The organism is Cupriavidus sp. 05N40, assembly GCF_056397305.1.
In genome coordinates, this window is record NZ_JBFTND010000044.1 from 25,129 (window position 1) to 37,588 (window position 12,460).

12 protein-coding genes are annotated in these 12,460 nt (G+C 71.5%); 1 reads left to right on the forward strand and 11 read right to left on the reverse strand.

The annotated features are described in order from the left end of the window. Positions 1–132: 132 nt before the first annotated feature. The 11 genes from gspF to gspG form a co-directional block, all read right to left on the reverse strand. Positions 133–1,350: a type II secretion system inner membrane protein GspF gene (gene gspF, locus AC1DO7_RS12965; protein WP_477116210.1), complete on the reverse strand. Its 1,218-nt coding sequence runs from the start codon at positions 1,348–1,350 to the stop codon at positions 133–135. A gap of 20 nt (positions 1,351–1,370) precedes the next feature. Next, positions 1,371–2,921, reverse strand: a complete 1,551-nt coding sequence (gene gspE / locus AC1DO7_RS12970) for a type II secretion system ATPase GspE (RefSeq protein WP_441613015.1) — start codon at positions 2,919–2,921, stop codon at positions 1,371–1,373. Between the two features lie 8 nt (positions 2,922–2,929). Further along, the gene (gene gspD, locus AC1DO7_RS12975; protein WP_477116211.1) at positions 2,930–5,317 is read right to left on the reverse strand and encodes a type II secretion system secretin GspD; all 2,388 of its coding nucleotides are present in this window, start codon (positions 5,315–5,317) and stop codon (positions 2,930–2,932) included. 54 nt (positions 5,318–5,371) lie between these two features. Next, on the reverse strand, positions 5,372–6,199 hold the full coding sequence (gene gspN, locus AC1DO7_RS12980; RefSeq protein ID WP_441613017.1) for a type II secretion system protein N: 828 nt from the start codon (positions 6,197–6,199) through the stop codon (positions 5,372–5,374). After that, positions 6,199–6,795 carry a type II secretion system protein M gene (locus AC1DO7_RS12985; protein WP_441613058.1) on the reverse strand — a complete coding sequence of 199 codons (597 nt, stop codon included), beginning with the start codon at positions 6,793–6,795 and terminating at the stop codon, positions 6,199–6,201. Before AC1DO7_RS12985 ends, gspN begins: the two co-directional genes overlap by 1 nt. 23 nt (positions 6,796–6,818) lie before the next feature. Continuing rightward, positions 6,819–8,216: a type II secretion system protein GspL gene (gspL, locus tag AC1DO7_RS12990; protein WP_441613018.1), complete on the reverse strand. Its 1,398-nt coding sequence runs from the start codon at positions 8,214–8,216 to the stop codon at positions 6,819–6,821. Positions 8,217–8,562: 346 nt separating this feature from the next. Beyond that, entirely contained in the window at positions 8,563–9,603 is a 1,041-nt protein-coding gene (gspK, locus tag AC1DO7_RS12995) for a type II secretion system minor pseudopilin GspK (protein WP_441613019.1), read from the reverse strand. After that, positions 9,600–10,328, reverse strand: coding sequence for a PulJ/GspJ family protein (locus tag AC1DO7_RS13000; RefSeq protein ID WP_441613020.1), 729 nt, complete (start codon positions 10,326–10,328; stop codon positions 9,600–9,602). Before AC1DO7_RS13000 ends, gspK begins: the two co-directional genes overlap by 4 nt. Further along, entirely contained in the window at positions 10,306–10,719 is a 414-nt protein-coding gene (gspI, locus tag AC1DO7_RS13005) for a type II secretion system minor pseudopilin GspI (RefSeq protein WP_441613021.1), read from the reverse strand. The genes AC1DO7_RS13000 and gspI overlap by 23 nt, the downstream gene beginning before the upstream one ends. Next, positions 10,716–11,207: a GspH/FimT family pseudopilin gene (locus AC1DO7_RS13010; RefSeq protein ID WP_441613022.1), complete on the reverse strand. Its 492-nt coding sequence runs from the start codon at positions 11,205–11,207 to the stop codon at positions 10,716–10,718. Before AC1DO7_RS13010 ends, gspI begins: the two co-directional genes overlap by 4 nt. Positions 11,208–11,243: 36 nt before the next feature. Then, on the reverse strand, positions 11,244–11,723 hold the full coding sequence (gene gspG, locus AC1DO7_RS13015) for a type II secretion system major pseudopilin GspG (RefSeq protein ID WP_441613059.1): 480 nt from the start codon (positions 11,721–11,723) through the stop codon (positions 11,244–11,246). A 286-nt stretch (positions 11,724–12,009) separates the two neighbouring features. Here gspG and AC1DO7_RS13020 point away from each other — a divergent pair. Then, positions 12,010–12,460: hypothetical protein (locus AC1DO7_RS13020; RefSeq protein ID WP_477116212.1), on the forward strand; the 451-nt coding region annotated here is incomplete at its 3' end.

Below are 12,460 nucleotides of genomic sequence, written 5' to 3' on the forward strand. Positions count from 1 at the left end.
CGGGTAACAGGCGTGCCATGTGTGGCGCGCCGCGGCCCGCACGCCGTCAAGGGCAGAAGAGAAGCAAGGAGAAACGGCGCCGGTCATTCCGGCGCCGTTTTCATTTCTGCCTGCCTCAGCCGGCCTCGGGCGCTACCGCACCAGCTGGTTGATCTCGATGATCGGCATCAGCACCGCCAGCACGATCAGCAATACCACCACACCCATGCTCAGGATCAGCAGCGGCTCCAGCAGGCTGGTGAGGAACAGCGTGCGCCGCTCCAGTTCCTGGCCTTCGCCCTGGGCGGCGCGCTCCAGCATCACCGGCAGGTTGCCGGTGGCCTCGCCCGAGCGGATCAGGTGCACCAGCACCGGCGGGAACTGGTTCTGCGCGGCCAGCGCGMGCGCCAGCGAGGCGCCTTCGCGCACACGCGTGGTGGCGTCGTCCACGTTGTCCTTGAGCGCTTCGTTGGTCAGGGTCTCGCCGGCTGCCTGCAGGCTGCGCAGGATGGGCACGCCGGCCGACACCAGGATGGCCAGCGTGCTGGCGAAGCGCGCGGTGTTGTAGCCGCGGATCAGCTTGCCCAGCAGCGGCGCGGTCAGCAGCCAGCGGTGCCACGACAGCCGCACCCCGGGCTGGCGCAGCAGGCTGCGGATGCCGAACGCCACCGCGACGATGAAGGCCAGCGCGGCCCACCACCAGTTGCGCACGAAATCCGACAGCGCCAGCATGATGATGGTCAGCGTGGGCAGCTTCTGCTTGGTGTTGGCGAACACGCTCACCACCTGCGGCACCACGTAGGAAAGCAGGAAGATCACGATGGCGAAGGCCACCACGGTGACGATGGCCGGGTAGGTGAAGGCCAGCCTGATCTTGGCGGTGAGCGTGTTGCGCGTCTCGATGTAGTCGGCCAGCTTTTCCAGCACCAGGCCGAGGTGGCCGGAGTGCTCGCCGGCCGAGACCAGCGCGCGGTAGATGTCGGGGAAATCGCGCGGATGCTGCTGCAGCGCCAGCGACAGCGAGCTGCCGCCCATCACCTCGGCGCGGATGCCCGCCAGCAGCTCGTGCACGTAGCGGCGCTCGGCCTGGTCGGCCAGCGCGGCCAGCGCTTCGTCCAGCGGCAGGCCGGCCACGATCAGGCTGGCGAGCTGGCGCGTGAACAGCGCCTGCTCCTGGGTGGACAGGCGCCGCACGAAGGACGCCGTGCTGCTCTTCTGCACGCCGCCGACGCCGGCCAGCGGGTCTACGTTGAGCGGGGTCAGGCCGCGTGCGCGCAACTGGCCGCRGGCCTGCTTGGGGCTGTCGGCCTCGATCACCCCGCGGTCGGTCTTGCCGGCGGCGTCAACGGCCTCGTAACGATAGGCGGGCATGGTTTTGCTCGGGTGTCCTGCTAGTCGCGCGTCACGCGCAGCACTTCTTCCAGCGCGGTGGCGCCGCTGTCGATCCAGCGCTGCGCATCGCCGCGCATGGTGTGCGTGCCATGCGCGAGTGCCACCTTCTTGATCTCGGACTCGGGCGACTGCCGGTGGATCATGGTGCGGATCTCATCGTCGACGCTCAGCAGCTCGTACACGCCCATGCGGCCCTGGTAGCCGGAATGTCCGCACTTGTCGCAGCCCACCGCGTGCCACACGCGCTGCAACGGCTTGCCCTGGGCGAGCAGGGCATCGGCTTCCTCGGGCGTGACTTCGATCACTTCCTCGCGCTTGCAGTGCGGGCAGAGCCGGCGTACCAGCCGCTGCGCCAGCACGCCGAGCAGCGACGACGACAGCAGGAAGGGCTCGATGCCCATGTCGACCAGCCGCGTCACCGCCGAGGCGGAATCGTTGGTGTGCAGCGTGGCCAGCACCAGGTGGCCGGTGAGCGAGGCCTGCACCGCGATCTGCGCGGTTTCGAGGTCGCGGATTTCGCCGATCATCACCACGTCCGGGTCCTGGCGCAGGATGGCCCGCAGCGCCTTGCCGAAGGTCATGTCGATGCGCGGGTTGACCTGGGTCTGGCCGATGCCGTCGAGGTCGTACTCGATCGGGTCTTCCACCGTCATGATGTTGGTGGTGCGCGAATCGAGGCGCGACAGCGCGGCGTACAGCGTGGTGGTCTTGCCCGAGCCGGTCGGCCCGGTCACCAGCACGATGCCGTGCGGCTGGCGGATCAGGTGATCGAAGCCGCCCAGCGTGCCGGGCGCCATGCCGAGCTTGGCCAGGTCGAGGCGGCCGGCTTCCTTGTCGAGCAGGCGCAGCACCGCGCGTTCGCCGTGGCCGGTGGGCAGGGTCGAGACGCGTACGTCCACCGGACGCCCGCCCACGCGCAGCGTGATGCGGCCGTCCTGCGGCAGGCGCTTCTCGGCGATGTCGAGCTGCGCCATGATCTTGATGCGCGAGATCAGCGCGCCGTGCAGCGCCTTCTTCGGGCGCACCACGTCGCGCAGCGTGCCGTCCACGCGAAAGCGCACCACCGAGGACGACTCGAACGGCTCGATATGGATATCCGAGGCGCCTTCGCGCGCGGCCTGCGTGAGCAGCGCATTGATCATGCGGATGATGGGCGCGTCGTCCTCGGATTCGAGCAGGTCTTCCACGGCGGGAATGTCCTGCATCAGGCGCGACAGGTCGACTTCGCCCTCCACCTCGCCCACCACCTGCGCGGCGCTGCCGCTGTCCTGGCGGTTGTAGGCCTCGGACATGGCCAGTTCGAGCGCATCCGGTTCCAGCACGCGCAGGTGCAGCGGCCCGTGCACGCGCGTCAGCTCGGCCAGCGCCGCGGGCGAGGTGGCGCGGCTGACCCAGACCTCCAGCCCGTCCGCGTGCTGGTGCGCGATCAGCAGGCGCGCCTCGCGCGCGAAGCCGTAGGGGACCAGGCGCGCGGCCATGGTCGAAGGCGGCTCCAGCGCCGCCTCGGGCGTTGCGGCCGGCGCGCCGGCAGGGGCGATGCTAGTTGCCATGGCGTGTCTCAGTTCCCGCCGCGGGCGGCGTCCACGGTGCCGCTGCCGGCGCCCGGCGCGCCCGGCGCCGGCTGCTGGCGCGACTGCGGCAGCGTCTGCTCCAGCGGCAGCGGGCCCGGCACCGGCCCGCGCGAACGCGGGTCGACGAAGGGCGTCATCGGCGCATCGGCCGGCGGCAGCACCGGCGTGTTGGTGTCGCGCGTCATGATGTTGGGCGAGACGTAGCTTTGCTGCAGGCCGCGCATGTAGTCGTAGCGGTCCTGCGTGAGGCGGTCGGTGGCACCGGCGGTGCGCATCACGTAGGGTCGCAGGAACACCAGCAGGTTGGTCTTGCCGCGGTTCTTGTTCTCGTAGCGGAACAGGCCGCCAATCAGCGGCAGGTCGCCCAGGCCCGGCACCTTCTGCACGCCGTCGCCGTAGGTGTCTTCGATCAGGCCGCCGAGCACGATGATCTGGCCGTCGTCCACCAGCACGTTGGTCTCGATCGAGCGAACATTGGTGGTGGGGCCCTGCGTGAGCGAGGCGGTGCCTGCGACCACGGAGGACGACTCCTGGTAGATCTGCATCTTCACCAGGCCGCCGTCGGTGATCTGCGGCTTGACCCGCAGCGTGATGCCGACGTCCTTGCGGTCGAAGGTCTGGAACGGCGTGACGGTGGCGGCGCTGCCGGTCTGCGCATAGGAGCCGGTGGTGATCGGGATGTTCTGGCCGATCAGGATCTTGGCTTCTTCGTTCTCCAGCGTGATCAGGTTCGGCGTGGACAGCAGGTTGACACTGCCGTCGGCGCCCAGCGCGTGCAGCAGCGCCCCCAGGCCCATGGCCTTGTTGACGAGGCCGAGGTTCAGGCCGGCCAGGTCCGGGATCAGGCCCGACACCGCAGGAATGGCCGCGACGCCACCGGCATTGATCGCGGCGGCGGCGCCCGTCAGGTTGATGATGTTCTGGCCGCCGGTGCCGAAGTTGGTGCCGGCAAAGACGTTGGTATTGCTGCCGCGCGAGTTGATCAGGCCTTGCCACTGGATGCCGAGCTGGCCGGTCTGGGTGGAGGAGACCTCCACGATCATCGACTCGATGTAGACCTGCGCGCGGCGCGCGTCGAGGTCGTCGATCACGGCGCGCAGGTTGCGGTAGACCGGTTCGCTGGCGGTGATGATCAGCGAGTTGGTGGCGGGGTCGGCCTGGATGATGCCGCCCGTGGTGGGCAGGTTGGTGGTGGCGAACGAGGCCGAGAAGGCCGAGCCGCCGCCGGCGCCGAAGCCCGAGCCCGAACCGCTGCGCATGCTGCCCGTGGTGCCGCCGGTGTACTGGCCGCTGGCGGGCGTGGAGGTGTTGAGCAGGCCGCCGGTACCGGTGGAGCCCACGCCGGCGGCGCCGGACGTGCCAGGCTGGCCGGTGCTGAACGAGCTGTCGGCGGCCACGATGGCGCGCAAGGTCTGCGCCAGCTTGGTGGCCTCTGCGTTCTTCAGCGGCACCACCCAGATRTTGCCSGSSCGSGCGTAGGGCTGGTCGAGCTTCTCGATCAGCTGGCGCGCCTGCTGCASGCGCGCGCGGCTGGASGCGCGGATCATCAGCGMRTTGSTGCGYGGCTCGGCCACCACGGTGGTGCGCAGGGAGACGTCGCCGCCGGGCACCGCGCCGCCGGCACCGCCCGCCGCGCCCGGGTCCAGCAGTTTCTGCAGGACCAGCGCGGCGTCGCTGGCGATGGCGTTCCTGAGCGGCACCAGTTCGACCTCGCCGGAGGCCGGCGCGTCGATGGCGGCGATGATGCGGGCCAGGCGCTGCAGGTTCTCGGCGTAGTCGGTGATGACCAGCGTGTTGTTGCCCGGGTAGGCGGTGATGGTGTTGTTGGGGGCGATCATGGGCCGCAGCACCGGCACCAGGTTGTTGGCCGACTCATAGTTGAGGCGGAACACCTGGGTCACGACCTGGTCGCCGCGCGAGCGGCCGCCGCCGACCACGATCGGCGAACCCTGCAGCTTGGCGTCGGCTTCCGGCACCACCTTGGTGAAGCCATTGCTCTCGACCATCGCATAGCCCTGCATGCGCAGCACCGAACCCAGCGTTTCCAGCGCCTGCGAGCGCGATACCGGCTGTTCGGTCACCAGGTTCACCGAGCCCTTGACGCGCGGGTCGATGACGAAATTCTTGCCGGTGGCCTGCCCCACCGCCTTCACCACCGATTCCAGGTCGGCGTTGACGAAGTTGAGCACGACCTGGTCGCGGTTGCGCGGGGTCAGGTCGGGTGGCTGGCCGGGCTGGGCCGGCGGCTGCGCCGGTTGCGGGGCCGGTTGCTGGGCCCACAGCGGCGCCGGCGCCAGCAGGGAGAGGCCGCACACCAGCGCGGTGGCGCGGGCGCAGCGGGTCTTGAACGAGAGTCGTAGAGCTTGGGTTTTCATAATCGGTTCCGGGCTGCGGGCGGCAGGAGCGCGCGGGGCGCGCCTGCCGCCGGGTCAGAAGCGCAGCCGTGTCACATTGTCCTCACGTCGTCCCAGCAGGCTCAACAGGCCCACCAATTGCGCGGCGGCGTCGGGGTCGGCGCTGGCCGTGCCCTCGAAGCGTGCCTGGCGGCCCAGGATGCCGCTGCCTTGCAGGCGCAGCGGCCCGGCAAGGGTTGTCAGCTCTATCTTGCCGTCGGCGCCGCCCCAGTCGATCTCCGCGCGGTAGCTGCCCAGCGGGCGCACCCGGCTGACAGCCGATGATACTTGCTCGAGGCGCAGCGTCAGGTGGCCGGTCATGCCACCGCCGCCGCTGTCGCCCGCGCGGCGGAAGAAGCGGCCCTGCAGCATGGACCAGTCGATGCGCATCAGGCCGTCCGGGCGCAGGGTGTTGAACGGCGCGCCAACGCCTTCGAGCAGCGCAGCCGGCAGCCGGATGGCGCCCGCCTGCGCGGTCCAGCCCAGCGGCGTGACTGCCACGCCCACCGGGCCGCTCATCGCTTCCGAATGCGTGACCACCAGGCGCAGGGTGCCGGTGAGCAGCGGCCAGAACGCCACCGACCAGTGCAGCCGCCCGGGCAGCACGGTGGCGGTCTCGCTGCCGGCGCCGGCGGACAGCGCCAGCGTCGCGCTGCCGTTCCACAGCGAGCCCTCGGCGTCGGCCAGCAGCACGCGGCGCTGGCTCCGGGTGGCGATGCCGTCGGCGATCCAGGCCGCGGGAAAGGCCGCCAGCACCGTCAGCGCGACCGTCGCCAGGCCCAGCGCAAGCCAGCCCAGGCGGCGCCAGCCGCGCGGGCTGCGCATGCCGCGGCGGGCCAGCCGGAGCGCCTCCAGGCGCGCCATCAGCCTCGCCCGCCCGGATTGGCGGCCGGGCCTTGCAGGGTAGCGGTGACGTTCACCATGGCGGTGGCGCCCACGTAGACGATGCGCGTGTCGGTTACCTTGAGCCGCTGTTGCTGGCGCACGTCCTGCAGCCAGCTGGCCACGGCGCCGAACGGGACCTTGTCGAGCTGGAGCTGCACGCCGTTGTCGCCGGTGCTGGCCAGGCGCGTGGCCTTCAGGCCGTGCTGGGCCAGGCTGTCCTGCAGCGCCTGCGTCAGCGCCTCGCCGCGCAGCGATGGCGCCGGGCTGGCGGCCAGGCCGCGCGCTTCCTGCGCGAGCGTTTCCATCTCGGCCAGGTCGCCGCGCAGCTGCGGCAGGCTGCGCGCCAGCCTGGCGCGGCCGTCGGCGGCGGGCTCCCACAGCACGCTGTAGCCGATCACGAGCGCCAGCACGGTGCCGCCGCCGGCCAGGATGGCCTGCTCGCGCGGGTTGCGTGCCGACCAGAAGGCCTGGAAACGCTCCTGCCAGCGCTGCGGCACGCGCGGGCGCAGGCGCGCCAGCCGCTCGGCGGCGCGCGGGCGGGCGGCGGAGCCGGGCTTGGATGCGGTGTCTTTCATCGGGTTCACTTGGCGCTCCGCGCTCACAGGCTGGGCTTGATCGACCAGCGCGTGCCGGCCGGCGTATTGCCGCGCGTGGCGTCCGGCGGGCTGTTGTCCGGCTCCATGGCCAGGCCGGACTGGCGCGCCGCGCTGCGCAGGGCCTCGGCATTGGCGCCGGGCTTGAGCGTGGCGTAGAGCGTGTGCCCGCGGTACTCGAGCGCCAGCAGCGCGTCGGGCGCGAGCTGGCGGGCGGCCTGGCCGAAGCGGTCGGCCAGCGGCAGGAAATCGTCGGGCGTGCTGCGCCCGGAGGCCAGGCGCAACTGGTCGACCTGGCGGCGCATCTGCAGCGGCGCGTCGATCACTACCGGGATCTGCGGGAAGGCACTGCGCAAGACCTGCTCCTGGCCGGCCTGCAGGCGCTTTTCTTCCTGGCTCATCATCAGCCACTGCACATTCATGCCGATCAGCTGCACCAGCAGCAGGCCAGCGGCCAGCGCCAGCGGCAGGCGCCAGGCCTTCAGGTTCCAGCGGTCGGCACGGCCCTGGGCGAATTCGAACTGGGCCAGGTCGAGCGCGGGATCGAGCAGGCTGGCCCGCGCGCCCTCGATCCACACGCGCCAGCCGAGCGCGCGCGCGCCTTGCGGGGCGCCCTGCGCCAGCGCCTGCGGCGCGGCATACCAGTCGCCGGGCGGGGCCAGGCCTTGCCAGGCGCCGAGGGCGTCGTTGCCCAGCAGCAGGCCGTAGCCGGCGTACTCGCCGCTGCGCACGGTCAGCTGCCAGAAGCGGGGGGGCTGCTCGGCCGCGGGCACGCCCGCTGTGTCGAACAGGGGCGAGGCGCTGGTCAGCGTGGCGGCCTCGAGCGCCAGGGCCGCCATCGGCGTGCTGTCTTCGGCGGCTGCGCCGTCGTCCTGCGGGGCCTGCGCGGCACCCTGCGCCGGCAAGGGCAGGCACAGCTGCGCCGGCAGCACGTGCCGGCGGCGATGGCGGTGCTCGGCGAAAGCGTCCAGCACGGCGCGCAGCCAGGCGCGGTCGGTCACCATCAGCAGGCGCTTGCGGGCGCCGGCCACAGGCTTGCCGGCCGGCGCATCCAGCGCGGGGCCGACGGCGATATGGCTGAGCTGGGCGTCGGTGGCGAGCACATCTTCCACCAGGTTGGGCAGCGCCAGCTTGAGGCGCGCCGGCGCCAGCGGCGGCACCGATGCCTGGGTGAGCAGTACGTCGCTGGCGGCCAGGATCAGGACCAGCCGTTCGGCCGCGGGCAGTTCGGCAATGGGAGCGTGGCCTTCGCGCAACAGCTGCGGGGCCGCCTGGGGCCCCTGGCGACGGCCGCGTCCGGCCACGGCCGCACGCACCAGCGCGAACGGCAAGGCGCCGAAGTGCCAGGGTTGCGGCTGGTCGTGCGGCCTGTGCGGCAGGCGGACGTACAGGGTGGTGCTCAAGATTTCCTTGCTACTGCGCCAGCAATGGCGTCGATGAACGATGGCGGGGGACGGGCGGCCCGCGCGGCGGACCGCTCCGCTACGCGAAAGACGCCGGCTGCGTTGCCGCCGGCGGCACTGCACTGATGGAAGCGCAAGAGCTGGACTACCGCTCGGACTACGCTTGCGCCGGGCCGGAGCATACCTTGCCTGTGTGACGAATTGGCGTCAATACGTATCTGTGTGACAGCTGCCCTCGAGCGCCCGCAAGGCTTGCAGGCAAGCGCCTTTGGCGGCAGCCGGCGGGGTCGCCGGAGGTATCCGGGGCGCCACCCGGAAGGGGGGAAACAAAGGGCGCGCCGGGGCCTCAGCGTGGCTCGGGCATGCGCTCCAGATCGCGTACCCAGACCACCCGGGTGGTGTTGGCATTGCCCATCACCTCGCCGCGATAGACCAGCGAGACCTGCATGCGGGTGGCGCGCTCGTGGCGGATCAGGCCGTAGACCAGGAAATAGTGGGTGCGCACATCGAGCGTGCTGGTGGCGGTGTTGGGGTCGGCCTGCGGTGCCAGCGTGCGCAGCTGGGACTGCACGTCGGCCACGTTGTTGAAGTAGGCGCGGTCGCGCTGGCGTACCAGCTCGCGCGCGCGATCCAGCGGCAGCTTGTCGATGACCGCGGCCAGCACTTCGGCCTCGGCGGTGTTGGCGTTGACCAGCGTGCGCTCGGGCAGCAGGTCGACGAAGGGCTCCAGCGTCGCCACGATGTCGGGCGTGTAGCCGGGAATGGCGAGCAGGTCGTCGGCGCCGTCGGGCGCGCGCAGGCCTTGCCGGCCGCCGTTGCCATCGCCGCCCATGGCTGCGTTGACCAGGTAGCGCGCCGTGGGCTCGGCCAGCGCCGCGTTCAGGCCCAGCGTCTGCAGCAGGCGGCGGTAGATCGCCAGGCTGGACGGGTCGACGCTGGCAACGCGGCCCTGCGCTTCGCTGGCGCTCCACAGCACCAGGTTGCTGAGGTTGAAGCGGGCCTGCGCATCCTGGATACGTCCCGAGAGGAAGGAGGTCTCGCCTTCCTGGTCGGTGCGCAGCGCGGCGCCGAGGAAGTCGGACAGCCGGGTCTCGGCGATGGGCACGGCCCAGGGCTCGCCGAGCTGGTCCACATTGGTGCGGCGCTGGTCGTCGCGCAGGATCAGGCGGGCCCAGTCGACCGCCGCGCGCTCGATCCAGGTGGCCTGGGCCAGCAGGCGCTGGTTCTCGATGGAGCGGATCTGCACCTGCTGGCGCCACAGCATGCCGGACACCACCACCACCGCCAGCGTCACCACCAGCAGCGCCGTCACCACGGCGGCGCCGCGCTGGCGGCGGCGCGAGGGCAGGCCCGGGGCGCGGGCGAAGGATGCGGTGCGCTTGCTCATAGCCCGGTCATGCAGATCTTCTGGAACTGCCGGGGCGCGTCGCCGTCGCCCATGCGCGCCGTGAGGCTGAGCTCGATGGCGCGCACCGCCGTGGTGGCCACGCCGAGGCTCGCGCCCGCGCCCGATGCGGCCACGGCGCTGGCGCTGGCGTTGCCGCTGAGCAGGGCCGCCGCGATGCGGCCGTTCTCGGACTGCCAGCCACCCGGCTCGGTCCACACGCGTGCGGACAGGCCGGCGGCATCGCCCACCAGCGCGCGCGCCAGGTTGCCGCCGCCGCCCGCCTGGCGCTGCGTCTGCAGCGCCGACTGTACAGCGTTGCGGTTGTCCGCCGGGGGGCTGGCCGAGCGCACCACGGTATTGCCGTCGAGGCGGTAGGCAACCACCTGCCACTGCGTGGGACGGCCTTCGTCGCGGCGGTCGCGCACCATCAGCAGCTGGCCGTTGCCCAGTTCGACGGGGCTGCGCTGCAGCAGCGCGGGGCTGGCGAGGTGCTCGCAGTCGGACTGGAACTGTCCATACAGCAGCTTGAGCGAATTGAGGCGCTCGTCGTGGTCGGTCAGGCGCTCGCGGCTGCGCGTCATCGCGTCCAGCCCGCGCCAGGCGATGACCGCGATCACCGCCAGCAGGGTGATGGCCACCAGCATCTCCAGCAGCGTGAAGCCACGCGCGCCGGCGGCGCGGCGCACGGGGCGCACGGGGCGCCTAGAGCAGGTTGCGCGTTTCATTGGGAATGATGGTGACGAGCCAGGCCAGGCGCACGGATTTGTCGGCGCCGGACGGGTAGACCGCGATCTCGACGCGGCGAAACGAGGGGTTGGGCGTGGCCGAGACGGTTTCCTCGCAGTACAGCGCGACGCCGCCCTGCGGGCAGGCGTAGCCGCGCGTGCCGGGCTCGGGCCAGGTCTTGGACAGGCGCAGCGTGGCGAAGTGGTTCTCGGCGCTCCATTCGGCCAGCATGCGCGTCTGCAGCGAGGCGCTGGCCTCGATCATCGAGCCCATCGCGCGCATGGCGGCGGTCAGCGCCACGGCCAGGATGGTCAGCGCGACCAGCACTTCGATCAGGGTGAAGCCGCGCCCGGGCGGGGCCGCGCGGCGTGCGTCGGCGCGGCGCGTCATGGCGTGCTGGCGAAATAGCGGCCGGTGCCGTCGCCGGCCACGTCCACGCGGATGTCGCCACGCACCAGCACCACGTGCTGGGGGCCGTCGATCAGCTCGCGCCCGAACACAAGGCGCGTGCCGTTGTTGCCGCGCCCGCCTTCGGTCACGGCGACATTGTCGAGCTGGAGGCGCCATTTGGCGGGCGCGAAGACGTCGCTGGCGAGCGGGCTCCAGCCGGCCGGGGTGGCCTGCAGGAAACGCCAGCCGGACGTACTGGCTTCCCAGGCGATCGGGCGGGCGCGCAGCTGGGCTTCTTCCTGAGCCAGCTCGAACAGGCGCGCGATGCGCTGTCCGTCGTCGAGCACGCGCCCGCGCTCGTTGGGTGTGGCATTGACGGCCACCAGCGAGATCACGATGCCGGCGATCACCATCACGACCAGCAGCTCCAGCAGGGTAAAGCCGTGGCTGCCGGGCTGGCGCCGGCGGCCGTGCGGCCGGAGGTTCATGGCTGCATGCCCGCCGCGGTCATTGGCGACGGATCCCTATTCCCAGTTGCCGATATCGGCGTCATTGCCGCTGCCGCCAGCCTGGCCGTCGGCGCCGAAGCTGAACACGTCGATCTCGCCGCGCACGCCCGGGTTCAGGTACTGGTAGGGATGGCCCCAGGGGTCCTTGGGCAGCTTTTCCAGGTAGCCGCCGCCCTTCCAGTTGTTGGGGATGGGCTCGGTGGCGGGCTTGACCACCAGCGCCGCCAGGCCTTGCTCGGTGGTGGGGTAGCGGCTGTTGTCGAGGCGGTACAGCTTGAGCGCCTGCATGATCGAGGAGATGTCCTGGCGCGCGGCGACGATGCGGGCTTCGTCGGGGCGGCTCATGATCTTGGGCACCACCAGCGCGGCCAGCACGCCGAGGATCACGATCACGACCATGATCTCGATCAGGGTGAAGCCGCGCGACTGGCGGCGGGACTGGCAACGGGCGGGACGGCGGGAAGAATCGGCGAAGCTGGCAGCGAACCTACGCATCATGGATAGCCTTTTGGAATATCTGGTGCAGCGCAGGGACCTCGAACGCGGGCGGCGCTGCGGCTCGCCAGACAGTATAACCGCCACTTCATGACGGCTTTGCGGACGTGCGCCCGCATGTTCACCCGCGGCCGGTCGTGCGGGCAAGCGGCATCTCGCTGCATCCCGGCCGCGCGCGGCCTGCCAGGTCCCGGCGCGGGGAAGACAGTTGTCATGCGGCTCTGGTAGGCTTGGCGTTTTCCACGCCTTGCAGCCTGCTGCAGCCCTGATCCCCGTGCAACTCTCCATGCGGCCCGCCTTTCGCCTCGACCCTGCCGGCCTCTGGCTGCCGCGCCTGGCGGGGCTCGTCCTGTTCGTCGCGCTGTGTGCGCTGGCCACGCGCTGGGCGCTGACGTTCAGCGCGATGAAGACGATCCCGGTGCCGCGCACCGCCCGCGTGGCGCAGACCGAGGCGGTCGAGACCGGCGCCGCCGGCACGCTGTTCGGCGGCGCCGCGCAGTCGGGCGTGCGCGACGTGCAGCTGATCGGCGTGGTGGCCGATCTCGGCAGCGGCGCTGGCGCGGCCATTCTCTCGCTCGACGGCGGCCCGCCCAAGGCGGTGCGCGCGGGCACGGCGCTGTCTGCGCAGTTGCGCCTGGTGGAGATCCGCGACCGCGGCGTGGTGATCGAGCGCAACGGCGTGCGCCAGGAAATCGCGCTGCCGGTGCCGGCCATCGTCACGCGCGGTCCGGCCGCGG

Coding starts and splice junctions, on each gene's coding strand:
- gspE (WP_441613015.1), bottom strand. CDS start 2,921: ATGGCAACTAGCATCGCCCCTGCCGGCGCGCCGGCCGCAACGCCCGAG.
- gspN (WP_441613017.1), bottom strand. CDS start 6,199: ATGGCGCGCCTGGAGGCGCTCCGGCTGGCCCGCCGCGGCATGCGCAGC.
- AC1DO7_RS12985 (WP_441613058.1), bottom strand. CDS start 6,795: ATGAAAGACACCGCATCCAAGCCCGGCTCCGCCGCCCGCCCGCGCGCC.
- gspK (WP_441613019.1), bottom strand. CDS start 9,603: ATGAGCAAGCGCACCGCATCCTTCGCCCGCGCCCCGGGCCTGCCCTCG.
- AC1DO7_RS13000 (WP_441613020.1), bottom strand. CDS start 10,328: ATGAAACGCGCAACCTGCTCTAGGCGCCCCGTGCGCCCCGTGCGCCGC.
- gspI (WP_441613021.1), bottom strand. CDS start 10,719: ATGACGCGCCGCGCCGACGCACGCCGCGCGGCCCCGCCCGGGCGCGGC.
- AC1DO7_RS13010 (WP_441613022.1), bottom strand. CDS start 11,207: ATGAACCTCCGGCCGCACGGCCGCCGGCGCCAGCCCGGCAGCCACGGC.
- gspG (WP_441613059.1), bottom strand. CDS start 11,723: ATGCGTAGGTTCGCTGCCAGCTTCGCCGATTCTTCCCGCCGTCCCGCC.